Annotated in this window: 22 protein-coding genes; 9 read left to right on the forward strand and 13 right to left on the reverse strand. The window is 60.3% G+C overall.

What is annotated here, in order from left to right:
* Nucleotides 1-68: 68 nt before the first annotated feature.
* From pqqC to C2E19_RS27055, 4 genes are read left to right on the forward strand one after another with little or no spacing between them, the layout of a single operon-like run.
* The gene (gene pqqC / locus C2E19_RS27040; protein WP_129395778.1) at nucleotides 69-821 is read left to right on the forward strand and encodes a pyrroloquinoline-quinone synthase PqqC; all 753 of its coding nucleotides are present in this window, start codon (nucleotides 69-71) and stop codon (nucleotides 819-821) included.
* Nucleotides 818-1093 carry a pyrroloquinoline quinone biosynthesis peptide chaperone PqqD gene (gene pqqD / locus C2E19_RS27045; protein ID WP_129395779.1) on the forward strand — a complete coding sequence of 92 codons (276 nt, stop codon included), beginning with the start codon at nucleotides 818-820 and terminating at the stop codon, nucleotides 1091-1093. The genes pqqC and pqqD overlap by 4 nt, the downstream gene beginning before the upstream one ends.
* On the forward strand, nucleotides 1086-2225 hold the full coding sequence (gene pqqE / locus C2E19_RS27050; RefSeq protein WP_174823984.1) for a pyrroloquinoline quinone biosynthesis protein PqqE: 1140 nt from the start codon (nucleotides 1086-1088) through the stop codon (nucleotides 2223-2225). The genes pqqD and pqqE overlap by 8 nt, the downstream gene beginning before the upstream one ends.
* Nucleotides 2191-4002, forward strand: coding sequence for a S9 family peptidase (locus C2E19_RS27055; RefSeq protein ID WP_129395781.1), 1812 nt, complete (start codon nucleotides 2191-2193; stop codon nucleotides 4000-4002). Before pqqE ends, C2E19_RS27055 begins: the two co-directional genes overlap by 35 nt.
* A 123-nt stretch (nucleotides 4003-4125) precedes the next feature.
* On the opposite strand, the gene C2E19_RS27060 is transcribed toward C2E19_RS27055, so the two are convergent.
* Nucleotides 4126-4284, reverse strand: a complete 159-nt coding sequence (locus C2E19_RS27060) for a YqaE/Pmp3 family membrane protein (RefSeq protein ID WP_003228885.1) — start codon at nucleotides 4282-4284, stop codon at nucleotides 4126-4128.
* Nucleotides 4285-4476: 192 nt separating this feature from the next.
* A complete protein-coding gene (locus C2E19_RS27065; protein ID WP_129395782.1) occupies nucleotides 4477-5760 on the reverse strand; it encodes an aspartate aminotransferase family protein in 1284 nt (427 codons plus the stop codon).
* 169 nt (nucleotides 5761-5929) lie between these two features.
* Here C2E19_RS27065 and C2E19_RS27070 point away from each other — a divergent pair, with 169 nt between their 5' ends.
* Nucleotides 5930-6844: a LysR family transcriptional regulator gene (locus C2E19_RS27070; RefSeq protein WP_129395783.1), complete on the forward strand. Its 915-nt coding sequence runs from the start codon at nucleotides 5930-5932 to the stop codon at nucleotides 6842-6844.
* Between the two features lie 227 nt (nucleotides 6845-7071).
* On the opposite strand, the gene C2E19_RS27075 is transcribed toward C2E19_RS27070, so the two are convergent.
* The 11 genes from C2E19_RS27075 to bioB form a co-directional block, all read right to left on the reverse strand.
* The gene (locus C2E19_RS27075; protein ID WP_129395784.1) at nucleotides 7072-8850 is read right to left on the reverse strand and encodes an acyl-CoA dehydrogenase C-terminal domain-containing protein; all 1779 of its coding nucleotides are present in this window, start codon (nucleotides 8848-8850) and stop codon (nucleotides 7072-7074) included.
* A gap of 137 nt (nucleotides 8851-8987) precedes the next feature.
* A complete protein-coding gene (locus C2E19_RS27080; protein WP_129395785.1) occupies nucleotides 8988-10784 on the reverse strand; it encodes an acyl-CoA dehydrogenase C-terminal domain-containing protein in 1797 nt (598 codons plus the stop codon).
* Nucleotides 10785-10874: 90 nt separating this feature from the next.
* The gene (locus C2E19_RS27085; RefSeq protein ID WP_129395786.1) at nucleotides 10875-12164 is read right to left on the reverse strand and encodes a GGDEF domain-containing protein; all 1290 of its coding nucleotides are present in this window, start codon (nucleotides 12162-12164) and stop codon (nucleotides 10875-10877) included.
* Between the two features lie 198 nt (nucleotides 12165-12362).
* The gene (locus C2E19_RS27090) at nucleotides 12363-14465 is read right to left on the reverse strand and encodes a cytochrome-c peroxidase (RefSeq protein ID WP_129395787.1); all 2103 of its coding nucleotides are present in this window, start codon (nucleotides 14463-14465) and stop codon (nucleotides 12363-12365) included.
* A gap of 274 nt (nucleotides 14466-14739) precedes the next feature.
* Nucleotides 14740-16545: a phenylacyl-CoA dehydrogenase gene (locus C2E19_RS27095; protein ID WP_129395788.1), complete on the reverse strand. Its 1806-nt coding sequence runs from the start codon at nucleotides 16543-16545 to the stop codon at nucleotides 14740-14742.
* 275 nt (nucleotides 16546-16820) lie between these two features.
* Nucleotides 16821-17117, reverse strand: coding sequence for a pyrroloquinoline quinone biosynthesis protein PqqE (locus C2E19_RS27100; RefSeq protein ID WP_129395789.1), 297 nt, complete (start codon nucleotides 17115-17117; stop codon nucleotides 16821-16823).
* Nucleotides 17118-17225: 108 nt separating this feature from the next.
* A complete protein-coding gene (gene bioD, locus C2E19_RS27105) occupies nucleotides 17226-17906 on the reverse strand; it encodes a dethiobiotin synthase (protein WP_129395790.1) in 681 nt (226 codons plus the stop codon).
* Nucleotides 17903-18715 (reverse strand): malonyl-ACP O-methyltransferase BioC, encoded by an 813-nt coding sequence (gene bioC, locus C2E19_RS27110; RefSeq protein WP_129395791.1) that lies wholly within the window; start codon nucleotides 18713-18715, stop codon nucleotides 17903-17905. The genes bioD and bioC overlap by 4 nt, the downstream gene beginning before the upstream one ends.
* A complete protein-coding gene (locus C2E19_RS27115; RefSeq protein WP_129395792.1) occupies nucleotides 18708-19439 on the reverse strand; it encodes an alpha/beta fold hydrolase in 732 nt (243 codons plus the stop codon). Before C2E19_RS27115 ends, bioC begins: the two co-directional genes overlap by 8 nt.
* Nucleotides 19432-20610, reverse strand: coding sequence for an 8-amino-7-oxononanoate synthase (gene bioF, locus C2E19_RS27120; protein WP_129395793.1), 1179 nt, complete (start codon nucleotides 20608-20610; stop codon nucleotides 19432-19434). Before bioF ends, C2E19_RS27115 begins: the two co-directional genes overlap by 8 nt.
* 130 nt (nucleotides 20611-20740) lie before the next feature.
* The gene (gene bioB / locus C2E19_RS27125; RefSeq protein WP_129395794.1) at nucleotides 20741-21796 is read right to left on the reverse strand and encodes a biotin synthase BioB; all 1056 of its coding nucleotides are present in this window, start codon (nucleotides 21794-21796) and stop codon (nucleotides 20741-20743) included.
* 91 nt (nucleotides 21797-21887) lie between these two features.
* On the opposite strand from bioB, the gene C2E19_RS27130 reads away from it, so the two are divergent.
* The 4 genes from C2E19_RS27130 (at nucleotide 21888) to C2E19_RS27145 (ending at nucleotide 26704) form a co-directional block, all read left to right on the forward strand.
* Nucleotides 21888-22622 carry a ComF family protein gene (locus tag C2E19_RS27130; RefSeq protein WP_129395795.1) on the forward strand — a complete coding sequence of 245 codons (735 nt, stop codon included), beginning with the start codon at nucleotides 21888-21890 and terminating at the stop codon, nucleotides 22620-22622.
* Between the two features lie 177 nt (nucleotides 22623-22799).
* Complete coding sequence (locus C2E19_RS27135; protein WP_129395796.1) at nucleotides 22800-23564, forward strand: TOBE domain-containing protein; 765 nt, start codon at nucleotides 22800-22802, stop codon at nucleotides 23562-23564.
* 70 nt (nucleotides 23565-23634) lie between these two features.
* Nucleotides 23635-25536: a PhoX family phosphatase gene (locus tag C2E19_RS27140; RefSeq protein WP_129395797.1), complete on the forward strand. Its 1902-nt coding sequence runs from the start codon at nucleotides 23635-23637 to the stop codon at nucleotides 25534-25536.
* Nucleotides 25537-25729: 193 nt separating this feature from the next.
* Nucleotides 25730-26704 carry a serine/threonine protein kinase gene (locus C2E19_RS27145; RefSeq protein ID WP_008083831.1) on the forward strand — a complete coding sequence of 325 codons (975 nt, stop codon included), beginning with the start codon at nucleotides 25730-25732 and terminating at the stop codon, nucleotides 26702-26704.
* Nucleotides 26705-26859 lie beyond the last annotated feature (155 nt).

Below are 26859 nucleotides of genomic sequence, written 5' to 3' on the forward strand. Positions count from 1 at the left end.
CGGGCTTGCTCGCGAAGGCGTCCGAACAGACACCCAGGATTCCAACGGTTGTTCCCCGGAGAACCGCAATGACTGACACCCCGCTGTCCCCCGCCGAATTCGAAGCGGCCCTGCGCGCCAAAGGCGCTTACTACCACATCTACCACCCGTACCACGTGGCGATGTATGAAGGCCGCGCCACTCGCGAACAGATCCAGGGCTGGGTCGCCAACCGCTTCTACTATCAGGTGAACATCCCTCTGAAAGACGCGGCGATCCTCGCCAACTGCCCGGACCGCGAAATCCGCCGCGAGTGGATTCAGCGCCTGCTCGACCACGACGGCGCCCCCGGTGAAGACGGCGGCATCGAAGCGTGGCTGCGACTCGGTCAAGCGGTCGGTCTCGACCCGGATCAACTGCGCTCTCAGGAGCTGGTGCTGCCCGGCGTACGGTTCGCCGTCGATGCCTACGTCAACTTCGCCCGCCGCGCCAATTGGCAGGAAGCCGCCAGCAGCTCACTGACCGAACTGTTCGCGCCGCAGATCCACCAATCGCGCCTCGACAGCTGGCCGCAGCATTACCCGTGGATCGACCCGGCCGGTTACGAATACTTCCGCACCCGCCTCGGTCAGGCCCGGCGCGATGTCGAGCACGGTCTGGCGATCACGCTCGAGCACTACAAGACGCGCGAAGGCCAGGAGCGCATGCTGGAAATTCTCCAGTTCAAACTGGACATTCTTTGGAGCATGCTCGATGCCATGAGCATGGCCTACGAACTGAACCGCCCGCCGTACCACAGCGTGACCGAACAACGCGTCTGGCATAAAGGAATCACCTTATGAGTTTCGACCGCAGCAAAGTCCCGAGCTGGCGCCCCGGCTACCGTTTCCAGTACGAACCGGCGCAGAAAGGCCATGTGCTGCTGTACCCGGAAGGCATGATCAAGCTCAACGAAACTGCTGCACTGATCGGCGGTTTGATTGACGGCGAACGCGACGTCGCGGCGATCATCGCCCAACTCGATGAGCAGTTCCCCGGCGTGCCCGAGCTCGGTGACGACATCGAGCAATTCATGGAGGTTGCCCGTGCACAGCACTGGATCGAACTTGCCTGATCTGCCGCCCAAGCCTGAAATCGGCCTGCCGCTGTGGCTGCTCGCCGAGCTGACCTACCGCTGCCCGCTGCAATGCCCGTACTGCTCCAATCCACTGGATTTTGCCGAGCAGGGCAAAGAGCTGACCACAGAACAGTGGATCAAGGTCTTCCGCGAGGCGCGGGAGATGGGCGCGGCGCAACTGGGCTTTTCCGGTGGCGAGCCGCTGGTGCGTCAGGATCTCGCCGAGCTGATTCATGAAGCGCGGCAGTTGGGTTTCTACACCAACCTGATCACCTCCGGCATTGGCCTGACCGAGCAGAAAATCAGCGACTTCAAGAAGGCCGGCCTCGATCACATCCAGATCAGTTTTCAGGCCAGCGACGAGCAAGTGAACAACCTCCTCGCCGGCTCGAAAAAAGCCTTCGCGCAGAAGCTGGAGATGGCCCGTGCGGTGAAGGCCCACGGCTATCCGATGGTGCTGAACTTCGTCACCCATCGGCACAACATCGACAAGATCGACCGCATCATCGAGCTGTGCATTGCGCTGGAGGCCGACTTCGTCGAGCTCGCCACCTGCCAGTTTTATGGTTGGGCGCAGCTCAATCGTGTCGGCTTGTTGCCGACCAAAGAGCAACTGGTGCGCGCGGAACGCGTCACCAACGAATACCGCGCGAAACTGGAAGCCGAAGGGCATCCGTGCAAGCTGATTTTCGTCACCCCGGATTACTACGAAGAACGCCCGAAAGCCTGCATGAACGGCTGGGGCAGCATCTTTCTGACGGTCACGCCGGACGGCACCGCCCTGCCCTGCCACGGCGCCCGGCAGATGCCAGTGCAATTTCCCAATGTGCGCGATTACAGCATGCAGCACATCTGGTACGACTCGTTCGGCTTCAACCGCTTTCGCGGTTACGACTGGATGCCCGAGCCGTGCCGCTCCTGCGACGAGAAAGAAAAAGACTTCGGCGGCTGCCGCTGCCAGGCGTTCATGCTCACCGGTGATGCGAGCAATGCTGACCCGGTGTGCAGCAAATCCGAACATCACGGCGTGATCCTCAAGGCCCGCGAAGAAGCCGAGACCGCCACTCAAACCATCGAACAACTGGCCTTTCGCAATGAACGAAACTCGCGCCTCATCGCCAAGGGCTGAGCCTTTCAGCGCCTCGCAAGCCGTCGCCGCCGGCATGGATTTCACCGAGCTGCAGCTCGGTGCCAATGGATTGTTCTGGAATGAATATCGCCCGGAAGATGCCGCCTGCCGGATCTGGCATTGGCGTGATGGCGTGGCGAAATGTCTGACGCCGAACGGCTTCAGCGTGCGCAGTCGGGTGTACGAATATGGCGGTGGCGCGTTTTGTCTGACGCCGGAAGGGGTGGTTTTCGTCGCGGAGGCAGATCAGCAGTTGTATCGGCAAACGCTGGATGGAGCGCCCGAGGCGCTGACGTCGGGTGAGTGTCGTTATGGCGATTTGCATTTTGCCAATGGCCAGGTTCTGGCGGTTGAAGAACAGCGTGATCAGCATCGGCTGGTGGCGATTGATTTGGCGGACGGCGCGCGGCATTTGTTGGCTGAGGGCGCGGATTTCTATGCTGCGCCAACTATCAGCCCGGATGGTCAGCGTTTAGCGTGGATCGAATGGAGCCGGCCGCATCAGCCATGGACATCGACGCGGTTGATGGTGGCTGAACGCTTGGCTGACGGCGCATTCGGTTCGCCACGATGTGTTGCTGGCGGTGAGGTTGAAGAGTCCATTCAACAACCACGATTTGATACTGAAGGTCGGCTGTATTGCCTGACCGATCGCGGTGGATTCTGGCAACCGTGGGCTGAGACTTCCGATGGTTTGGAGCCTTTGTCCGCAGCGCCGGCCGATCATGCACCGGCGCCTTGGCAATTGGGCGGCTGCACTTGGTTGCCTGTCGAGGGTTCTTTTTTAGCCAGTTGGACCGAAGGTGGTTTCGGCCGTCTGATCCTCGGCGATGAAGATTTCACAGGCGACTACAGTCGCTTCCGTCATCTGGCGCTGGATGCACAAAACCTCTACTGCATCGCTGCCTCGCCGATCAGCCCTGCGGCGGTCATCGCCATTGATCGAGCTTCACGTGAAGTGAAAGTGCTGGCCGGTGGCGTGGCGCCCCTGCCCGCCGAGCGCATCAGCCGCCCGCAAACGTTGCGTTATCCGAGCGGTTCGGGCGAGGCGCATGGGTTCTTCTATCCAGCCATGAGCGGCGAGACGAAACCGCCGCTGATGGTGTTCATCCACGGTGGCCCGACATCGGCCTGCTATCCGATGCTCGACCCGCGAATCCAGTACTGGACGCACCGCGGCTTCGCCGTTGCCGATCTCAACTATCGCGGTAGTAGCGGTTATGGCCGGGAATACCGTCAGGCGTTGCACTTGAGTTGGGGCGAGGTGGATGTCGAGGATGCTTGTGCGGTCGTTGCGTATCTTGCCGAACAAGGCTTGATCGACGGGGAACGGGCGTTCATTCGTGGTGGCAGCGCAGGTGGTTACACCACGTTGTGTGCGCTGGCGTTCAAGCAGGTCTTCCGCGCTGGCGCCAGCCTTTACGGGGTCAGCGACCCGGTGGCGTTGGCTCGGGCGACACACAAGTTCGAAGGGGATTATCTGGACTGGCTGATCGGCGATCCCGAGCAAGATGCCGAACGCTACGCCGCCCGCACGCCGTTGCTGCACGCAAACAACATCCGCGTGCCGGTGATTTTCTTTCAGGGTGAACTGGATGCCGTGGTTGTCCCGCAACAAACCCGCGACATGGTCACGGCGCTGGAGCAGAACGGCGTCCCGGTCGAAGCGCATTACTACCCCGACGAACGCCACGGCTTCCGCCGCGCCGCCAATCAGGCGCATGCGTTGGAACAGGAATGGAAGTTTTATCGGCGGGTGATGGGCTTAGCAGACTGATCACCGCGTCACATTCAAAACCGCGTCGCCCCATTCGCGAGCAAGCCCGCTCCCACATTTGAAATGCATTCCAATGTGGGAGCGGGCTTGCTCGCGAAGGCGATTTATCGAGCGCCGCAGAAATCAGCGCTTGGCGATGATATACACCGCATGCACGATCCCCGGAATATACCCGCACAACGTCAGCAGAATGTTCAACCAGAACGCCCCGCCGAACCCGACCTGCAGAAACACACCCAGTGGCGGCAACAGAATAGCGATGATGATCCGAATGAAATCCATGGGGCAGCTCCTGAATGGGGGTTGGCTCACTTGAGCCATACAAGCTAATCGACCCGCGCCGTTCGTCAGGGTTCAGTGCAACTGCCATTTCATCGCCACCACCGAAAAAAAACGCCCCACGCCAAAAGAATCAGGCGTGGGGCGTGCGTTATACCGCGAGACGGTTCTTTAATTCGGGTAGGAAACTTCAGTTCAGACGGCAATCCCTTTGCGGCATTGCAGTTGGGCGGTGTGCACTCGCGAGAAGGCGCGGCCCAGGCGCAGGAGCATTTCGTCGATGTTGGTTTTGCTCACAGAGAGGGCCGGGGTGAAGCGCAGGCAGTTGGCTTGCGGGGCGTTGAGCAGCAGGCCTTCGTGCAGGGCGGCGTGGACTACGGCGTCGGCGCAATCGTCTGACAGGGTCAGTCCGTAGAACAGGCCTTGGCCGCGCAGTTCGCCATGATCGTAGCGGTGTGCCAATCGGGCCAGACCTTCGCGCAGGTGCTGGCCGTTCTCGTTGACCTGCTGGAGGAAACTGCGGTCATGCACACTGTCGAGCACCACCAGCCCGGCGGCTGTCATCAGCGCATTGCCATGGTGGGTGCCGCCGAGTTCACCCGCCTCGAAACAACACGCCTTGCCCCGCGCCAGCAGCGCCGCCAACGGCACACCGCCACCAAGCCCTTTACCGAGCACGACGATATCGGCGCGCACGCCGTAGGATTGTTCGGCGAGCAAAGTGCCGCAACGGCCGATGCCGGTTTGCACTTCGTCGAGGATCAGCAGAATGCCCAGTTCACGACAGAGTCGTTCGACACCTTTGAGGTAATGCTCGGTGGCCGGAACAACCCCGGCATCACTTTGGATCGGCTCGAGCATGATCGCCACGGTTTGCGCGTCGACTGCGGCGTGCAGCGCCGGCAAGTCATTGAACGGCACCAGATCGAAACCCGGCAGCAACGGCGCAAAGCGGTTGTGCAGGTTGCAACTGTCCGAGGCGGAAATCGTCGCCAGGCTGCGGCCATGACAACCCTGCTTCGCGACGATGATCCGCGAGGCGCCGCCGCGATGCAGTTGGCCCCATTTGCGCGCCAGTTTGATCGCCGCTTCACAGGCTTCGCTGCCACTGTTGAGCAAGTACGCCTGATCGCTGGAGGTGCTGGCGCACAGACGCTCCGCGAGGCTGAGCATGCCGCGATTGTGCAGATTAAAACCGGGATTGATCAGCGCCTGCGCCTGACTGCTGATGGCTTTCACCAGCGCTGAAGGACTGTGACCGAGGCTGTTGGCGCCACCGGCCTGGGAAAAGTCGAGGTACGCACGGTCGCTGCTGTCCCACAGCCATGAGCCTTGCCCGCGGACGAACACCTGCTGTGGCCGTTCGACGCTGGGCATCAACCGTTCGGCGCTGAGATTTTCGCTGTTTTCAGCGGGATTGGCCTCGAAGGCGAGGTCATCAAGACTCGGCGTCTGGCGCCGCAAACTGAACAGGTTCATGGAAAAACACCTCGTTCGAGGTTTTTTGAACTGCCTATGCAAACACTGTCGAAGCGAACGCTATTCATCGCGCTTTCTGGCCCTGTAAGCCTTGTGAATGCGGTTAGACTAGGCGTACTGACGGCTCCGGGCCATTTCGATTTCCCAGCATTTTCGATAAGCATTACTTATGGATATCAAACAACTGCGTTATTTCGTCGCGGTCTACGAAGAAGGGCATGTCGGTCGGGCTGCGGAACGCCTGTCGATCTCACAACCGGCGCTGTCGCAGCAGATCCGCCAACTTGAACAGAACCTCGACGTCACCCTGTTCGAACGCAGCAGCAAACGTCTGCTGCCAACCCTCGCCGCGCACACTTTGTATAACCACGCCTTGCCACTGCTCGACGGTTTGCAACGAGCGCGCGAGGCGCTGGGCAATTTCAAGGGCCAGGCCCTGCGCACGCTGGCGATCGGCGTGCTGCAAACGGTGCATACCAGTCTGGTGCCGCAAATGCTCGAACGGGTGCGCAAGGCGCAGCCGCATCTGGTGGTGCAGATTTATGAATTGACTGGACTTGAGATCGAGCGCCGCCTGCTCAACGGGTCGCTGGACATCGGCATCAGTTATCTACCGCCGCGCCAACCGGGCCTGCACGGTGTGATGTTGTACGAAGATGAACTGACGCTGGTGATTCCGGCAGATCATCCGTTGCGCGAATTCAAGAAGGTCTCGATGCGCCAGGCCGCTGAGTTGCCAATGTTGCTGTTGGGCGAAGAGTTTCAGATCCGCCAGATCTGGCAGGCGCAACTGACAGCCTTGGGGCGCCGCCCGCAGGTGCAAGCCGAGCTGAACAATATGGTGGGGATTCTCGACAGTCTGCCGCACACCAAACTGGCGACGGTGCTGCCCGGGCGTTCGCAAAAGGAATACGACGATCAGGATCTGCTGTGGAAACCGCTGAGCGAACCCCGGGTGCCGCTGAAAGTGGGCTTGGTCTGTCGCGATGTGCAACGTCAGCAGGCACCTTTGGCGCTGTTGCAGACATTGCTGGAAGAGGTGATGGAACGCGAGGTAAGGCCGCCGCTCGACCCTTTGGTCTGAGCACTTTTTTGAAGGCAAAAGAAAACCCCGCCGAAGCGGGGCTTTGCAGACTGTTTCCCTGACATCCATTTCACTCCGCCACCCTGGCAGAATCCTACGTGTCCGTGTTGTTGCTTTGCGCTTCCTGCGCGACGTCCATGAAATGTAGATTAGCCGTGGATCCAATCCACGCATATGGGAGAACAGCAGCACGTCATGTAAGCAAATGCTTACATGACGTTAATTCATCAGAATTGCGCTGCATCCAGCAGGAACAACGACTCGCTGCCGGCCTTCACCGACGCGCTCAACGAGTGAATGCGCGGCAGCAGACGGGCGAAGTAGAACCGTGCAGTGCCGAGCTTGCTGGCGTAGAAATCGTCCTGCGCTTCTTTGCCCAGCGAAGCCTTGGCCATCAGTGCCCACATGTACGCGTAGGAAACGTAGCCGAACGCTTGCAGATATTCGACCGAAGCCGCGCCGATTTCGTTCGGGTTGTTTTTCGCCCGATCCAGCAGCCACGAGGTCAGCTCGTCGAGGGTGCCGACGGCATCGTTCAGCGGTTTGGTGAATTCGCCAAGATCGGTACTGGCGGTCGCGGTGAAGTGGCGGATCTCATCAGCGAACAGCTTGTAGAACGCGCCGCCACTACCGACGATCTTGCGACCGACCAGGTCCAGCGCCTGAATGCCGTTGGTGCCTTCGTAGATCTGGGTGATGCGCACGTCGCGCACCAGTTGCTCCTGGCCCCATTCGCGGATGTAGCCGTGGCCGCCGAAAATCTGCTGGCCGTGCACGGTGGTTTCCAGACCCAGATCGGTAAGGAATGCTTTGGCCACCGGCGTCAGCAATGCCACCAGATCTTCCGCACGCTTGCGGGTCGCGGCGTCTTCGCTGAACTTGGCGGTGTCGAGTTGCATCGCCACGTAGGTGGAGAACGCGCGGCCGCCTTCGTTCGAGGCTTTCATGGTCAGCAGCATGCGACGCACGTCCGGGTGGACGATGATCGGGTCAGCGACTTTGTCTTTGTTCTGCGCGCCGGTCGGCGAACGGCTTTGCAGACGGTCGCGGGCGTATTCAACGGCGTTCTGATACGAGCGCTCGCCGGTCGCCAGGCCTTGGATGCCGACGCCCAGACGCTCGTAGTTCATCATGGTGAACATCGCGTTGAGGCCTTTGTTCGGCTCGCCGACCAGATAACCCACGGCTTCGTCGAAGTTCATCACGCAGGTCGCGGAAGCCTGGATACCCATCTTGTGTTCGATCGAACCGCAGTTCGCCGGGTTGCGCGCGCCCAGACTGCCGTCGGCATTGACCATGAACTTCGGCACCAGGAACAGCGAAATGCCTTTCGGACCCGCCGGGGCGTCCGGCAGTTTCGCCAGCACCAGGTGAATGATGTTTTCGGTGAGGTCGTGTTCGCCACCGGTGATGAAGATCTTGGTGCCGCTGACTTTGTAGGAACCGTCGGCCTGAGGTTCGGCCTTGGTACGGATGATCCCCAGATCGGTGCCGGCGTGCGGTTCAGTCAGGCACATCGAACCGGCCCAGATGCCGGCGTACATGTTCGGCAGGTACGCGGCTTTCAGCTCTTCGCTGGCGTGGGCGTTGATCGACAGGCAGGCGCCGGCAGTCAGCATCGGATACAGACCGAAGGACAGGCTGGCGGAGTTGACCATTTCTTCAACCTGCGCCGATACGGCTTTGGGCATGCCCATGCCGCCATATTCGGGATCACCGCCGACGCCGACCCAACCGCCTTCGGCGTAAGTCTGATAGGCCTGTGGGAAACCGGCCGGAGTAGTGACGGCGCCGTCAGCCCAATGACAACCTTCTTCGTCAGCGGCACGGCTCAAGGGCGCGATGCTTTTGCTGGTGACCTTGCCGGCCTCTTCGAGAATCGCTTCAACGGTTTCGGCGTCGACGGTGTCGGCCAGAGCCGGCAGTTCGGCCCAGAGTTTGGCGACCTCGAACACTTCATTGAGGACGAAGCGCATATCGCGCAGCGGCGCTTTGTAGTCAGCCATGGCAAACCTCGCAAGATCTAAACGGTGATTCGTGGAATGATGTTTTCTGAGCCCGAGTGTACCTCAACAACTTTTGCGACACATAGGGTCAACCGGTGACTGATTTGTTATTTTTAGTCACCAAAAAAAGATCGTCCTTAAAGCGCAAACACCTCCGCAGGCAACTTCATCAAACAATCACTCCCCGCCTCAATCGCCGCCCGATGCGCCGCCGTACGCGGCAACAGTCGCTTGAAGTAAAACTCGCACGTCGCCAATTTCCCACGCAGATAGTCCGCCTCCCCTTCGCCCGCCTCCAGTTGCGCCTGGGCTACCAACGCCATGCGCAACCACAGATAACCGAGAATGATGTAACCGCTGTACATCAGGTAATCCACCGACGCCGCGCCCACTTCATCCGGATTCTTCATCGCCGCCATGCCGACCTTCATGGTCAGCTCACCCCACTGTTGATTCAGCACATTGAGCTGCGCAACGAAACTGCCCAGCTGCGGATGCTCAGCGTTGGCCGCACAGAACTTATGCACGATCTTGGTAAACCCGCGCAGCAACTTGCCCTGACTGCCGAGCACTTTGCGCCCGAGCAGGTCCAGCGCCTGAATGCCGTTGGTGCCCTCGTAGATCGGCGCAATCCGGCAATCGCGCACCAATTGCTCCATGCCCCATTCGCGAATAAAACCGTGGCCGCCAAACACCTGCATGCCATGGTTGGTCACTTCCAGCCCGGTATCGGTCATGAACGCTTTGCAGATCGGCGTGAGGAACGCCAACAGGTCTTCAGCCTCCTGACGCGCCTCGGCATCGCTGCTCAGGTGTGCGACATCGAGCAGTTGCGCAGTGAAGTAGGTCAGTGCGCGATTGCCTTCGTTGAAGGCTTTCATGGTCAGCAGCATGCGCCGCACATCCGGGTGGACGATGATCGGGTCGGCGGCTTTGTCCGGGGCTTTGGCGCCCGTCAGCGAGCGCATCTGCAAACGATCGTTGGCGTATTTGATCGCGCCCTGAAAACTTGCCTCGCCCAGACACAAACCCTGCATGCCGGTACCGAGCCGTGCGTGGTTCATCATGGTGAACATGCAATTGAGGCCCTTGTTCGGCTCGCCGATCAGGTAACCCGTGGCACCGTCGAAGTTGAGCACGCAGGTGGCCGAGGCCTTGATGCCCATCTTGTGCTCGATTGAACCGCAGGACACGCCGTTGCGCTCGCCCGCTTCGCCCGCCGTGTCCGGCAAGAACTTCGGCACGATAAACAGTGAAATGCCTTTGGTGCCGGCCGGCGCGTCCGGCAGTTTCGCCAGCACCAGATGGATGATGTTGTCGCTCATGTCATGCTCGCCGGCGGAGATGAAAATCTTGCTGCCGGTGACCGCGTAACTGCCGTCGGCCTGGGGCACGGCGCGGGTCTTGATGATGCCCAGGTCGGTGCCGCAATGGGCTTCAGTCAGGCACATGGTGCCGGTCCACTGGCCGGCGGTGAGTCTGCTCAGATAGGTTTCTTTCTGTGCAGCGGTGCCATGCGCGTGGATCGCCGACATCGCGCCGTGGGTCAGGCCCGGGTACATGCCCCAGGACGTGTTGCTGGAACCGACCATTTCGCTGATCACCAGCCCCAGCGAACTCGGCAAGCCTTGGCCGCCATACACCGGATCTGCTGCCAGACCGTGCCAGCCACCTTCGACATATTGTGCGAACGCTTGCTTGAAGCCTGTAGGCGTTGTCACCACGCCGTTGTCGAAATGGCAGCCTTCTTCGTCACCGCTGCGATTGAGCGGTGCCAGCACGTTCTCACAGAACTTCGCGCCTTCTTCGAGGATCGCGTTGATCATGTCCGGGCTGGCATCGTCGGCGCCGAGCGCGGCGTAGTTGGTGTGGAAGTCGAAGACGTGGTCAATCAGAAAACGCATGTCGCGCAGGGGGGCTTTGTACTCGGGCATGGTGGCTTCTCCGTCAGCAGATTTCCTCAAACTACTGCCGGCCACCACGCCTCACAATCACTGTGCAGACGCTGAATGCGCCGTCATCACTCAACCCGCAGCAGCGTCCATGCGTACGGCGCCACGGCGGTTCTGACCGAACGCGACCACGCAGTTGCGCCCTGCGCCCTTGGCACTGTAGAGCGCCTCGTCGGCAGATTTGAGGACTTGCTCTGGCGTTCGTTGTTCCAGACGTTCGGCGACGCCGATGCTCACCGTCACCGACACACTTGATGCGCCGGAACCGGCACGACGCTGACGACCTTGCTGGTCATCCTGCGGACGGTTTTCCTGATTGCGCAGCTGGATGTTGTAGGAAGCGATCGACTCGCGGATCACTTCCAGATGCGGCATGCATTCCTCAAGGGTTTTGCCTGCGAACACCAAGGCAAATTCCTCGCCGCCATAGCGATATGCCCTACCGCCACCGCTGATTTTCGACAGTTTGCTGGCGACCAGACGCAACACTTGGTCACCGACATCGTGGCCGTGGGTGTCGTTGAATTTCTTGAAGTGGTCGACGTCGCTCATCGCCAGCACATAGTTGCGCCCGAGGCGCTGCATTCGTTCGTTGAGTGCGCGGCGTCCCGGCAGGCCGGTGAGTTCGTCGCGGAAGGCCATTTGATAAGCCTCGTGCGCCACGGCCGCCGCGATCATCAACATTACCTGGCTGCACATGATGTTCAGGGTGAACGGCAGGATGAAGGTTTTCGGCAGCATCCAGAACACACCGAGCAAGCCGACCAGTTGCGCCGCGTGCAAGGGGCGCGGGTTGCGCCAGTATTGCCAGGCCAAGAGCAGGAATGCCGAGATAAACACCGGATAGGACAGCTGGATCAGGCTCATCCATGCACCGTGCAGCGCCGGCCAGCGTATCTCTGACAGCCAGATCAGCAGCGCCTGGGGATAACTTTGCTCAAGTCCCAGCGCGACACTGCCGAATGCCAGCAACACGGCAAACCGCGCAACCATGTCCTGAAACAGGTGCGTGCGCTCCTGCCACGCGGCGAAGAGGCCGAACAACAACGGCAGCAGCAGGCAGACCAGATGAAACACCACCGCGGCGTCTTCGCGCACCTTGCCGTTGTCACGGTAATAGTCGGTCTGGGTGTCGAGCAAAAAATAGGCGATATACACCGTGAGCATCAGAAACAGTTCACGTTGGCGACGGTAAACCGCGCAGTAAGCGCCACCCAGCAGCAGAACCAGAGTCGGCAACACGTTGAACAAAGAAGTGAAGAACACGTTGAGGTCTTTGACGTACGCAGCCGCCAACCCCGCGAGTAACAACAGCAGTGAAGGTAGGAAATGGCTGAAACGTACAGCGGAAGAACGCGGCAAGGGTAAAGCTCCGACCCGTCATGGCAAAGAGATGGCATTGTGCCTGCAATGCATGCAGTTAAGCACACACAATGTGATCCAGATCACACGCAGTCTCTTTAACGGCAGAAAACCTGACTATCTGAGCGATTTGCCAAGTTTTTTGCCTTCGACCAGCCGCTGGCCACCATCAATGGTGGCCAGGCTGGGAAATTCCCCTCAAAGATCGTTGTAAAACGGCAGCAGCGGCCCCTCCGCCGGGCTCCGTCCTTCGGCACCGTAAGGCTTGAGATTGAGCGATGCATCCGCTGCCTGACGAGTCGTGACCTTCGGACTGGCCGGGCGCTGGGTCACGGCGTTTTCATCGCCGATATGGCCCTGCGGGATGACCAGCGATGGGTGATCGAACGGCGCCCGCTCCCAGGCCACGCGGGGATCGGTCAGGCCGACTTCCATGAATTTCACCAGTGCATCGATCTCGTCCGGGGTCAGGTTGAGGCTGGTCATGTCCGGGTCGAGGTTCGAAGTGTTGTGCTGGTTCACCGCTGGGTGTTCGAAACCGCTGGTGTTGTTGGCATCCTCACCACGGCGGTCGCCGCCACGGTTGTAGAATTCCATCACTTGCTTGAGCGTCGCGCGGCTTCCGTTGTGGAAGTACGGCCCGGTCAGGGCGATGTTGCGCAGGGTTGGAGTCTTGAAGGCACCGTCGACCGAATCGCGGAAGTTGACGTTGGGTTTGAGCGTAGCGTCGCACGGAATCGCTGCGCTCAGCGGTGCCTCGAAGGTGCAGACATCGACGTCCAGCGGATCGGGAATGCTGCCACCCTGCAACAGCTTGTTGTACTGCCGGCTGAACGACCACGGGTTGCCCCAAGCATCCGAGCCACCGAGGGCCAGGTCTTCAGATGTCGGCCGCACGCCGGTGTTGTAGAAGCCGTTGTCGTAAAGGGTGGTGAGGTTGTCGGCCATGACCATGCGTTCGATGCGCTCACGCGGATGCATCAACAGGCGGCTGGCAGCGTTGGTCAGCTCCGCGCCGCCATGGCAACTGACGCATTTGCCTTTGCCGAGAAACAGGTTCATGCCTTCGACCTGTTGCGCGTTCATCGCCGTTGAATCGCCTTGCAGGTAGGCATCGATCGGCGCCTGATCGGAGATCAGTGTCGATTCGTACATCTGAATCGCCAATCCGAAGAACAGCGGGAAATTGGCCTCCATCTGCGTATACGGCGCACCGCCCACCAGCACATTTTGCGTGGCGTTCCACAGGCGTGGCTGGAAGGCGTTCTTGATCAGTTCACGATAGGTCGGACGCCGCGCGCCGGATACCGAGGCGAGTACAGAGTCATTGGAGGAAATCCGTTGTTGCTTGAGCATCAACTGATCGAGCATGCGCCGGCCGATGTCGGCAAAGGTGCGGCCGCCGCAGGACATTTCCACCGCGCTGCCGGGCGGGCCCACCGCTTGCGACGCGGCGGAGGCATCGTTGAGCACCAGCCTGACTTTGGTCGCCACGGTGCTGCGCTCGGCGGTCACGTAAATCCCTGCATCAGGATCACGATTGCCGAACGGCGAAAATCCGTTGAACACGTTATTCGCGCGGCCATCCCAGAAGTTACGCACATTGAACGCGGCGTTGATTACCGACGGCGCATTACGCCCGGTGCTGCGCCGTACGTTGATGCCACCGACCTGGAAAATGCCGTCCGGTTGCTGGGTGCATTTGTCGAAACGCGGCTGGTTGGGTTTGACGAAATTGGCGTCGAACACGCCTTGCGAGCCGACGACATCATCGCTCGAATAAACGATTGGCGAATTGCGCTCCAGAGGATTGCTCAGCACGTGAGTCGGGAAGTCGGTTTTCTTCAGTGTGTAGTTCGGCCCGCCCTTGCCGCCAGACAGTGTCGCGTAGGACGCTACGTCCCCGGGAATGTCCGACGCTACGAAAGGTTTGTTGAAGATCGAGGCGACGTTGGCGTTGGTGTGCGCCTGACCGGGGTTGAGCTGGTTGGTGATGCGGTGATCGACGCCCGCGTGGTAGTGGCAGGACGCGCAAGCGGTAGCGCCATCGCTGCCGACTTCCATGTCCCAGAACAGCGCCTTGCCCAGCAGGATCGCGGCGGAGCGGTTGAGCACGTAGTCGGTCATCAAGTCGACTTTGCGTCCGCCTTCTGTCCCGGCGGGATCGGGCGGCACCATGCCACGCAGCGATTGCAGGCTCGGCACTTCCGGCACGGGCGGATCTACTTCGGCGGGCGTCGCGGCCATCGCGCCAGAGGCCGCAAATGCAAGGGCTAACCAGACAAGTCGGCAGATGTTCATGTGCTTCACCCTGACGGTTGTTGTTATGAGTTTTGCCGGGCGAGAGGCGTCGTGGAACAGCAGAGGATTTCTCGTGAGCGCCGGTTAATCTGCGCAGTGCAATTAATTGGCCAGCTCTTGTAGAAACATTTTGCATCAATAAACGCGGGGGCCGCGCGCTGGCAGCCACCGTTTCTGCTGGGGAATCGCCCCCGGAATTGGGGAAAAATCCAACGCGAAAAAAAACCGCTGCACCCGAAGGCGCAGCGGTTTTTTCAAGCGACCGCGTTAAGGCTTAGTAGCCCAGTGCGAAGTCTTCTTCTTTCATGTCCATCAGGTTGTTGGCGCCCGACAGCATGGTGACCACGTGAGTACGGGTACGCGGCAGGATGCGCTGGAAGTAGAAGCGCGCGGTTTGCAGTTTGGCGGTGTAGAACGCTGCGTCGCCGGTGCCTTCTGCCAGCTTTTCAGCGGCCAGACGCGCCATGTCGGCCCAGAAGTAAGCCAGGCAGGCATAACCGGAGTACATCAGGTAGTCCACGGAGGCCGCGCCGACTTCTTCGCGATCTTTCATCGCGGCCATACCGACCTTCATGGTCAGCTCGCCCCATTCCTTATTGATCGCAGCCAGCGGTGCAACGAATTCTGCAACGGCTTCGTTGCCTTCGTTGGTCTGGCAGAACTTGTGGACGATCTTGGTGAAGCCTTTCAGGGCCTCGCCTTGAGTCATCAGCACTTTACGGCCGAGCAGGTCGAGCGCCTGGATACCGGTGGTGCCTTCGTACAGCATCGAAATACGGCTGTCGCGAACGTTCTGCTCCATGCCCCACTCGGCGATGAAGCCGTGGCCGCCGTAGATCTGTACGCCGTGGTTAGCGGATTCGAAACCGACTTCGGTCATGAACGCTTTGGCGATCGGGGTCATGAAGGCCAGCAGTGCGTCGGCTTTCTTCTTCTCTTCTTCATCGACGCCGTATTTGACGATGTCGACCTGTTTGGCGGTGAAGTACACCATCGCGCGGTTGCCTTCGGCGAAAGCCTTCATGGTCAACAGCATGCGGCGAACGTCAGGGTGAACGATGATCGGGTCAGCGGCTTTTTCCGGCGCTTTCGGGCCAGTCAGCGAGCGCATTTGCAGACGATCGCGAGCGTATTTCAGGCCACCCTGGAAACCGATTTCGGCGTGGGCCAGGCCTTGCAGCGCGGTACCCAGACGTGCGGTGTTCATAAAGGTGAACATGCAGTTCAGGCCTTTGTTCGCCGGGCCGATCAGGAAACCGGTAGCACCGTCGAAGTTCATCACGCAGGTGGCGTTGCCGTGGATACCCATCTTGTGTTCCAGCGAACCACAGGTCACTGCGTTGCGCTCACCGATGCTGCCGTCAGCATTCGGCATGAACTTGGGAACGATGAACAGCGAGATGCCTTTGGTGCCAGCCGGTGCGTCCGGCAGGCGAGCCAGCACGATGTGGACGATGTTGTCGGCCATGTCGTGTTCACCGGCCGAGATGAAGATCTTGGTGCCGGAGACTTTGTAGGAACCGTCGGCCTGAGGTTCGGCCTTGGTGCGCAGCATGCCCAGGTCGGTGCCGCAGTGCGGTTCGGTCAGGCACATGGTGCCGGTCCATTCGCCGGAAACCAGTTTGGTCAGATAGGCTTCTTGCTGCTCAGGAGTGCCGTGCTCGGAGATGGTGTTCATCGCGCCGTGCGACAGGCCTGGGTACATGCCCCACGACCAGTTGGCTTCGCCAACCATTTCACTCACGGCCAGACCCAGCGACTCCGGCAGGCCTTGGCCGCCGTGCTCAACGTCGTGCGCCAGGCTTGGCCAGCCGCCTTCGACGAATTGCTTGTAAGCCTCTTTGAAGCCCGTCGGGGTTTTCACGCCGGACTCGCTCCAGGTGCAACCTTCGAGGTCGCCCACGCGGTTCAGCGGTGCCAGTACCTGCTCACAAAACTTGGCGCCTTCTTCGAGAATGGCGTCAACCATGTCCGGAGTTGCGTCTGCGCAAGCCGGAAGGCTCTGATAGTGCGCTTCGTAGCCGAGCAGCTCGTCACGAACGAAGCGAATATCACGCAAGGGGGCCTTGTAGTCAGGCATAGCGATAAACCTCTGCTGATGTAACCGGGAATGAACGACCGTGTTGATTTGTTGTGACGGTCAAACAGTTGTTTGAAACATACGTTTACGCCGAAATCTTGTCAAGCATCGATGTTTTGCCGTTCGTCCCCGCCTCTTTCAAACGGCGGACGCAGCGAACCGCCATGGACTCGAACGAGCCACGGGCGCTGAAAAAAGATTAGTTGAGGGAGAAGGACTTACAACGAAAAACGCCGCGACAAGGCGCGGCGTTCAACAGGCGGACGGCGAAAAACTCAGGCGAAAGTATCGATGATCGTACCGAGCACTTCGTCGGATGCCTTGGCGACTTTCGCGCCCAGCTCTACTTGGAACTTGCCTTGGGCCATCTGCACCATGTCACTGCCCAGGTCCATTTGCTGGCTGCGATCCACGCCACGCAGACGATCAATCTGTGCTTCCGAAGATTGGCTGGTGACCGAACGCTCAATGGTGTTGTTGGCGATCTGGCTGGCAGCTTGATCGACGCGGTTCTGCCCGGTCTGAATGGTGCTCAAACCCGCATAAAAAGCTGTGTTACCGGAGATTTCCATAACGGTTCTCATCCTTGGGAAGGATCAATAGTCGCCATTGAAGCAGAGGCGTCAGAAAAACACCCGTCAAAAACACTAATGGCACAGTGCCTGCCCATAGAGAAAAGCTTAGTCGAGCAAATCCAGTTGCAGATGATCCGCCACCGCCTCGGCACTCAACGCTTTCAGTTTCGGTACGCGCCCAAGACACGGCGCCGGAATCCGCTCGGCCAATGTCGCGAGGTTTTCCTCCAGCCGCGATGTCTTCGGATCGATGATATTCGCCACCCACCCCGCCAACTGCAGACCATCGCGGGCGATCGCCTCAGCGGTCAGCAAGGCATGGCTGATGCACCCCAACCTCACCCCCACTACCAGAATCACCGGCAGCTTCAGCGCAATTGCCAGGTCGGACAAATTATCCTGATCCGCCAGCGGCACCCGCCAGCCACCCGCGCCCTCAATCAAGGTGAAATCGGCATTCATCGCCAAAATCTCGCGCATCGGTGCCAGCAACGATTGCACCGTCAACGCCACACCCGCCTCGCGCGCCGCCAGATGCGGAGCGATTGCAGGCTCAAAGGCAACCGGATTGACCTGTTGATAACTCAGCGGCAACGAACATTCGGCCAGCAACGCCAGCGCATCGGAATTTCGCAACCCCTTCGGCGTCACTTCGCACCCGGAAGCGACCGGCTTGCCCGCCGCCGTACTCAGCCCGGCGGATCGTGCCGCATGCAGCAATCCGGCGGCGACGGTGGTCTTGCCGACATCAGTGTCCGTTCCGGTAATGAAATAGGCTGTGCTCATACGGGTTTCTCCAACACGGCGTAGACCACCTGATAAGTCGCTGGCAATCCCGACGCCTCACGGAACTGCTCGTAAGCTTCGACCAGCCCGAGAATCCGTGCACGCCCGGTCAACCCGCCCGGCCGCCCGGGATTCAGATTGTGCGCACCCAAGGCTTTCAATTCGTGGGTCAGACTGCGCACATCCGGGTAATGCAGCACATGCGCCTGATTCTCCAGACTCAGCGTGCGCAAGCCACTGGCTGCACACAACTGCTCATAACGGGCGAACTCGCGGAAGCGGTTGACGTGCACCAGCCCGTCGACCTGCCGCCAGCTATCGCGCAACTCAAACAACGTCCCTACACAAAGACTAGCAAATGCGAAAATCCCGCCCGGTTTCAGCACGCGAAAGGCTTCGCTGAGCACCGCATCGAAATCCGCACACCACTGCACCGCGAGGCTGGAAAAGATCAAATCGCAGGTCGAATCCTGCAACGGCAGCCGTTCGGCATCGCCAGCAATGAAATACTCAGCGCCACCCAATGGACGCGCGTGATTGAGCATGCCCTCGGCGATGTCCAGCGCCAGCCCGTGGCTCCCGGCCAACCGCGAAGCCAACGCGCGAGTGAAATAACCCGTGCCACAACCCAGATCCAGCCAACGCGCAGGCACGAACTCCTGCGGCAAACGCTGGATCAACTGTGTACCGACATCACGTTGCAACTCGGCGACGCTGTCATAACTGGCCGCCGCGCGAGAAAAAGAAGCCGCGACCTGACGCTTGTCAGGCAAGCCGCCAGGCAGCGCAACAATAGACAAATCAGTCATCACCGCACTCATGTAAAAAAGCCTGGATCGCACCGGCCACTCCGTGGGGGTCCTCCAGAAGAAACGCATGGCTGGCCTGTTCGATCAGGCCAATTTCGATATCCGGCAACAGGCTGAACAAGGCCCCCGCCGCCTCCGCAGGTACCAGCCCGTCGAGGCCGGCAAACAGATGAAACTGCGGCCCACGAAACGCTTGCAACGCTTCGCGAGTGTCCAGTTGCGCGAGCAATTCCAGTCCCGCCATCAACGACGCGGGCGTGGTGTGCGGTGCGCCGCCGAGCATCAGCCGCGACAAGCCGCGCGCGTCATCTGCGCCCTGGGCACACAGCAGCGAGAAACGCTTGAGGGTCATGCGCGGATCGGCCTGGCAACCGGCGAGAAACGCGTCGAAAGTCTCGGCGGGCATCGCGTTCGGCCACTGTTCATGGGCGACAAACGCAGGATTGCTCGCCAGCGTCAGCAACCCGCAGCAACGTTCGCCACGGCGCGCCGCCAACTCCGACGCGAGCATGCCGCCCAACGACCAGCCACCGAGCCAGACATCCTGAGGAATGCGTTCATCGAGTTCATCCAGCCAGTCCTGCAAGTCGCTGGAATCGATCTCCGGCAACGGCTCGATTTCAACCTTCAGATGCTCATCGAGGCCTTGCAATGCGGCGGCCAAAGGCTCCATCGGCGAAACACCGAGGCCCCAGCCAGGCAGCAGAATCAGGCGATCACGCATGGCTTGGCTCCGGCGACAAGTGGGCAAAGCAATCGGCCAGTCCTTCCAACAATAGCTGCACCTGCGCCTCGCTGTGGGCAGCGGTCAGGGTCACCCGCAGTCGTGCGCTGCCAGCGGGCACGGTAGGCGGGCGGATTGCCGTGACCAGCAAGCCGCGCTCGCGGAGCATTTGCGACAGGCGTACGGCGCGCCCGGCATCACCAATCATGATCGGTTGAATCGGGGTGAAGCTGTCCATGAGTTGCAGTCCGATCTGCTCGGCCCCTTGGCGAAATTGACCGATCAGCAGATTAAGATGCTCGCGCCGCCAATGCTCGGAACGCAGTAATTCCAGACTTTTCAGCGTTGCACACGCCAGTGCCGGCGGTTGGCTGGTGGTGTAGATGTACGGGCGGGCGAACTGGATCAGACTCTCGATCAGTTCCTCGCTTCCGGCAACAAAAGCACCCGCCGTGCCGAACGCTTTGCCGAGGGTGCCGACCAGAACCGGCACATCCTCCTGACTCAAACCGAAATGCTCGACGATCCCGCCGCCGTTGGCACCCAACGGGCCGAAACCGTGAGCATCGTCGACCATCAGCCACGCGCCTTTGGCCTTGGCCTCGCGGGCCAACGCCGGCAGATCAGCGAGGTCGCCGTCCATGCTGAACACGCCATCGGTGACCACCAGCGTATTGCCGGTGGCTTTCTCCAGGCGCTTGGCCAGGCTCACCGCGTCGTTGTGCAGATAACGATTGAAACGCGCGCCGGACAGCAGGCCGGCATCCAGCAACGAGGCGTGATTGAGACGGTCTTCCAGCACCGTATCGCCCTGCCCGACCAGCGCCGTGACGGCGCCGAGATTGGCCATGTAACCGGTGGTGAACAGCAGCGCGCGTGGGCGACCGGTGAGGTCGGCCAGTGCTTCTTCAAGCGCGTGATGCGGGCCGCTGTGACCAATCACCAAATGCGACGCACCGCCGCCGACACCCCAGCGTTCGGCGCCGGCGCGCCACGCTTCGATAACTTGCGGATGATTGGCCAGACCGAGGTAATCGTTGTTGCAGAAGGCGAGCAACGGCTGACCATCGACCACCACGTGCGGCCCCTGCGGAGACTCGAGCAGCGGTCGCTGGCGATACAGATTTTCAGCACGACGGGCAGCAAGGCGTGCGGCGAGATCGAAAGACATGCAGGCCTCGACAGTAAAAAACAACTCTGTAGGAGCTGCCGCAGGCTGCGATCTTTTGATCTTGTTTTTTAACAGACAAGATCAAAAGATCGCAGCCTGCGGCAGCTCCTACATGGGATGCATGGGGCGGTTAGACGGCGGCGTTGTAGAACTGCTCGCTGCTTTTCTGCTCGACCAGCGCCTGCTCGATCGCGGCTTGATGAACTTCGTCGGAATGCTCTTCACGCGCTTCCGGCTGGATGCCCAGGCGCGCGAACAACTGCATGTCCTTGTCGGCCTGCGGGTTTGCGGTGGTCAGCAGTTTGTCGCCGTAGAAAATCGAGTTGGCACCGGCGAAGAAGGCCAGGGCCTGCATCTGCTCGTTCATCGCTTCGCGGCCAGCGGACAGACGCACGTGGGATTGCGGCATGAGGATGCGCGCCACGGCGAGCATGCGGATGAAGTCGAACGGGTCGATGTCTTCGGCGTTTTCCAGCGGCGTGCCGGCGACTTTCACCAGCATGTTGATCGGCACCGACTCCGGGTGTTCCGGCAGGTTGGCCAACTGGATCAGCAGATTGGCGCGGTCATCCAGCGATTCGCCCATGCCGAGAATACCGCCGGAGCAGATCTTCATCCCCGACTCACGCACGTAGGCCAGCGTTTGCAGACGCTCGCTGTAAGTACGGGTGGTGATGATGCTGCCGTAGAACTCCGGCGAGGTGTCGAGGTTGTGGTTGTAGTAATCGAGACCAGCCTTGGCCAGTGCTTCGGTCTGATCCTGATCGAGACGACCGAGGGTCATGCAGGTTTCCAGGCCCATGGCTTTCACGCCTTCGACCATCTTCAGCACGTACGGCATGTCTTTCGCCGACGGATGTTTCCACGCCGCACCCATGCAGAACCGCGTCGAGCCGATCGCCTTGGCACGTGCCGCCTCTTCGAGGACTTTCTGCACTTCCATCAGCTTTTCTTTTTCAAGGCCAGTGTTGTAGTGACCGGACTGCGGGCAGTACTTGCAGTCTTCCGGACAGGCGCCGGTCTTGATCGACAGCAGGGTCGAAACCTGCACGCGGTTGGCGTTGAAATGTGCGCGGTGCACCGTTTGCGCCTGGAACAGCAAGTCGTTGAAAGGCTGTACGAAGAGTGCTCTGACTTCGGCCAGAGACCAGTCGTGACGCAGGGTGGCGGTGGTGCTCGCGCTCATGGGTAATTCCTTGGTTATGCTTGGCTCGCGACTGCGGAAATGGAATACCCACAGGCGCTACACGGATGTTCGGCATATTTAAGGAAGAGACATGCGCTGTCAACCACCATGCAAAGAGTCGGTTTACATCTGTTTAAAAAACGTACAGACCTGTTTGTTGTGCGATGAGCCAGCAGACGCAGAATTGCCAATCTGCGTCGCCTGCGAAACCGATCTGCCGTGGCTTGGCGAGCATTGCGTCACCTGCGCTTTGCCGCAGACCGCAGCGGGACTCACGTGTAGCGAGTGCCTGCTAGAGCCGCCGGCGTTCGAACAGGTGGTCGTGCCGTGGCTGTATGGCTTCCCGCTCGACAGTTTGATTACACGATTTAAACACAACGCGAAATGGCCGTTTGGCCACCTGCTCGCCGACGTTCTCGGGGAATACCTGCAACATCGCTTCGAAGAGGGTTTGCCAAGGCCGGATGCGTTGTTGCCGGTGCCACTGGCGAAACAACGCTTGCGTCAGCGCGGTTTCAATCAAGCGGCGCTGTTGGCGCGTTGGCTGGGCAAGTCGCTGGATTTACCTTGCGAGGAAGATGTTCTAGACAGGGTTCATAACACCAGCGCGCAGCAGGATCTCGACGCCAAGGCGCGTAAACGCAATCTGCTGCAAGCCTTCAGCCTCAATCCCGATGCACAGGTAAAGGGCCGACATCTGGCGTTGATCGATGATGTGCTGACGACCGGCGCCACCGCCCAAGCGTTGGCCCGATTGTTAATGAAAGCTGGCGCAGCAAGAGTTGACGTCTACTGCCTCGCCCGCACACCAAAACCCGGAACCTGAGGCCAACACATAACCCCCGTAGGAGCTGCGGCACGCTGCGATCTTTTGATCTTCAAAAACAAGATCAAAAGATCGCAGCGTGCCGCAGCTCCTACAGGGGATTTCGTTTGGCTTGACTCTCGCGTTGCAAGCGGCCAACTTCACTCCCCACCGCCACAGCTAAAAAGCACCCCATTCATGTCCATGCCTTCCCTGTTGTCCCAGCACATCGTCCGCCGTCCGCAGCGCATCGCCCTGCTGCAACACATCGCCGAACAGGGTTCGATCACCCGCGCGGCAAAAAGCGCAGGCCTGAGTTACAAAGCGGCGTGGGACGCCATCGATGAGCTGAACAATCTCGCGCAGAAACCGCTGGTCGAACGCGCCGTCGGCGGCAAGGGCGGCGGCGGCGCAAAACTTTCCAGCGAAGGCGAACGGGTGTTGCGCCTGTATCAAAAGCTGCAAGCCTTGCAGGCGCAGGTGCTGGAAGCGGCAGAAGACGCTAGCGATCTTGACCTGCTTGGTCGGCTGATGCTCCGAACCAGCGCGCGCAATCAGTTGCACGGCAAGGTCGTGGCGATTGACAGTCAGGGCCGCAATGACCTGATCCGCCTCGAACTGGCTGAAGGCCTGCACCTCGACGCGCAGATTACCCACGACAGCACCGTGCACTTGGAACTGCAGTCCGGCACCGAAGTGGTGGCGTTGATCAAGGCGGGCTGGCTCGAACTGCTGACCGTCGAGCAACCTGCAACGTCTGGTCACAATCTTCTGAAGGGCACTATCGAAGCCATTCTCGATGCCGAGGACGGCCCCAGCGAAGTGCGCATTACCCTGCCCAACGGCCATACCCTCTGCGCCCTGGCCGAGCCGCTGGACTTGCGCACCCGTGGTCTGACCGTTGAACAACCGGTGCAGGTGCAGTTTTCAGCGTCCAACGTGCTGATCGGTACTCCGCTGTAGTCAGGCGCTGCAACGAAAGCGTCATCGACGCTCATTAAGGTGGCTGCCAAAACCAAGCAGGGAGCCTGATGTGAGCCTATTAGAAGAAAACCAATCGACTGACCTGGAAAAAATGGTCGGCCTCAGCCGTCGCGGTTTCATCGGCGCCGGTGCGCTGTGCGGCGCGGCGATGTTCCTCGGTGGCAGCCTGCTGAGCCGCAGTGCGCTGGCCACCGGCATCAGTGCCGGTAACAGCCGCTTGCTCGGTTTCGAAAGCATTCCGGCGGCGACCACTGACGTGATCAGCCTGCCCAAAGGCTACAAATCCTCGGTGCTGATCAGTTGGGGCCAACCGTTGCACAAAAACGGTCCGGCGTTCGACCCGAGCGGCAACGGCACCGCCGCCGCACAGGAAGTGCAGTTCGGCGACAACAATGACGGCATGAGCCTGTTCGCTTTCCCCGACGACCGCAACCGCGCGTTGATGGCGATCAACAACGAATACACCAACTACCGCTATCTCTACCCGCACGGTGGCATGCCGAAATCGGCCGAGGACGTACGCAAGGCGCTGGCCTGCGAAGGCGTTTCGGTGATCGAGGTGCAGCGCAAGAACGGCCAGTGGCAGTTCGTTCAAGGCTCGCGTTACAACCGCCGTATCCACGGCAACTCACCGCTGCGCATCGGCGGCCCCGCTGCCGGTCACGCCTTGATGAAAACTGCCGCCGACAAACACGGCAAACAAGTCCTCGGCACCTTCCAGAACTGCGCCAACGGTAAAACCCCGTGGGGCACTTACCTGACCTGCGAAGAAAACTTCACCGACTGCTTCGGCAGCAGCAACGCCCAGCAGCCGTTCGATCCGGCGCAGAAGCGCTACGGTGTGTCGGCCGCCAGCCGCGAGATCAACTGGCATCCGTATGACCCGCGCTTCGACATGGCGAAGAACCCCAACGAACTCAACCGTCACGGCTGGGTGGTCGAGATCGATCCGTTCGACCCGCAATCGACCCCGGTCAAGCGTACGGCGCTGGGTCGTTTCAAACATGAAAACGCCGCACTCGCCGAGACCGACGACGGTCGCGCCGTGGTGTACATGGGCGACGACGAGCGTGGCGAGTTCATCTACAAATTCGTCAGCCGTGACCGCATCAACCATCGCAACCCGAAAGCCAACCGCGACATTCTCGATCACGGCACCTTGTACGTGGCCAAGTTCGACAACGGCGACAGCAACCCCGATCACCCGAAAGGCCAGGGCCAGTGGATCGAACTGACCCACGGCAAGAACGGCATCGACGCCAGCAGCGGTTTTGCCGACCAGGCCGAAGTGCTGATTCTCGCGCGCCTCGCCGCCAGTGTCGTTGGCGCCACGCGTATGGACCGCCCGGAATGGATCGTCGTCAGCCCCAAGGATGGCCAGGTTTATTGCACCCTGACCAACAACGCCAAGCGCGGCGAAGACGGGCAACCGGTGGGCGGACCGAACCCTCGCGAAAAGAACGTTTACGGGCAGATCCTGCGCTGGCGCACTGATCGCGACGATCACGCGGCGAAGACGTTTGCCTGGGATCTGTTTGTGGTCGCCGGCAACCCGGGTGTGCACGCCGGGACGCCGAAGGGCGGCTCGAAAAACATCACCGCGCAGAACATGTTCAACAGCCCCGATGGTTTGGGCTTCGACAAGGCCGGACGCTTGTGGATTCTCACTGATGGCGACTCCAGCAACGCCGGGGACTTTGCCGGGATGGGCAATAACCAGATGCTCTGCGCCGATCCGAAGACCGGTGAAATTCGCCGCTTCATGGTCGGGCCGATTGGTTGTGAAGTTACCGGGATCAGCTTCTCGCCGGATCAGAAGACCCTGTTTGTCGGGATTCAGCATCCGGGGGAGAACGGCGGTTCGACGTTCCCTGAGCATTTGCCGAATGGCAAACCACGCTCCTCGGTGATGGCGATTACCCGTGAGGATGGCGGGATCGTCGGCGCCTGATAAACCGCCTTCGCGAGCAGGCTCGCTCCCACATTGGATCATCCGTGTGCATGAGATAGTGGGCACACTGAAGATCCTGTGGGAGCGAGCCTGCTCGCGAAGAGGTTCAACCAGACACCAACCACCTCCCCCGCTGCCATCTGCGCTACCATGCTGGGCCGGACGCGGCAGCCTGCTGCGCGCAGGAGTCAGCATGGCCCACCCGTTTGAAACCCTCACACCCGACCTCGTCCTCGATGCCGTTGAAAGCATTGGCTTCCTCAGTGATGCGCGCATTCTGGCGCTCAACAGCTACGAGAACCGCGTCTATCAGGTCGGCATCGAAGACTCCGAACCGCTGATCGCCAAGTTCTACCGCCCGCAACGCTGGACCAACGAAGCCATCCTCGAAGAGCACAAGTTCACCTTCGAGCTGGCCGACGTCGACATCCCGGTGGTTGCACCAATGATCCACAACGGCGAAACCCTGCACGAACACGCCGGTTTCCGCTTCACCTTGTTCCCGCGTCGTGGCGGCCGGGCGCCGGAGCCGGGCAATCTCGATCAGCTGTACCGCCTCGGCCAGTTGCTCGGGCGCATTCACGCGGTCGGCGCGACCAAGCCGTTCGAACACCGCGAAGCCCTCGCCGTGCAGAACTTCGGCCACGCCTCGCTGAACACCTTGCTCGAAGGCAACTTCATCCCCAAGAGCCTGCTGCCGGCCTACGAGTCCGTCGCCCGCGACCTGCTCAAGCGCGTCGAAGATGCCTACGCCAACACCCCGCACCAGAACATCCGCATGCACGGCGACTGCCACCCCGGCAACATGATGTGCCGTGACGAGATGTTCCACATCGTCGACCTCGACGACTGCCGCATGGGCCCGGCCGTGCAGGACATCTGGATGATGCTCGCCGGCGACCGTCAGGAATGCCTCGGGCAACTGTCTGAGTTGATGGACGGCTACAACGAATTCCACGATTTCGACCCGCGCGAACTGGCGCTGATCGAACCGTTGCGCGCGCTGCGCCTGATGCATTACAGCGCTTGGCTGGCACGGCGTTGGGATGACCCGGCGTTTCCGCACAGTTTTCCGTGGTTCGGTACTGAACGTTACTGGGGCGATCAGGTGTTGGCGTTGCGCGAGCAACTGTCCGCACTGAATGAAGAGCCACTGAAACTCTTCTGATCAAAATCAAAGATCAAAAGATCGCAGCCTTCGGCAGCTCCTACCTTGGAATGCATATCCCTGCAGGAGCTGCCGCAGGCTGCGATCTTTTCGCTTTCTGACACGACACATCTATACAACCTCCTTACAATCCCCCCTTTGTCAGCTGCCTGAGC

Source organism: Pseudomonas sp. DTU12.3, from assembly GCF_004124275.1.
GTDB lineage: Bacteria > Pseudomonadota > Gammaproteobacteria > Pseudomonadales > Pseudomonadaceae > Aquipseudomonas > Aquipseudomonas helmanticensis.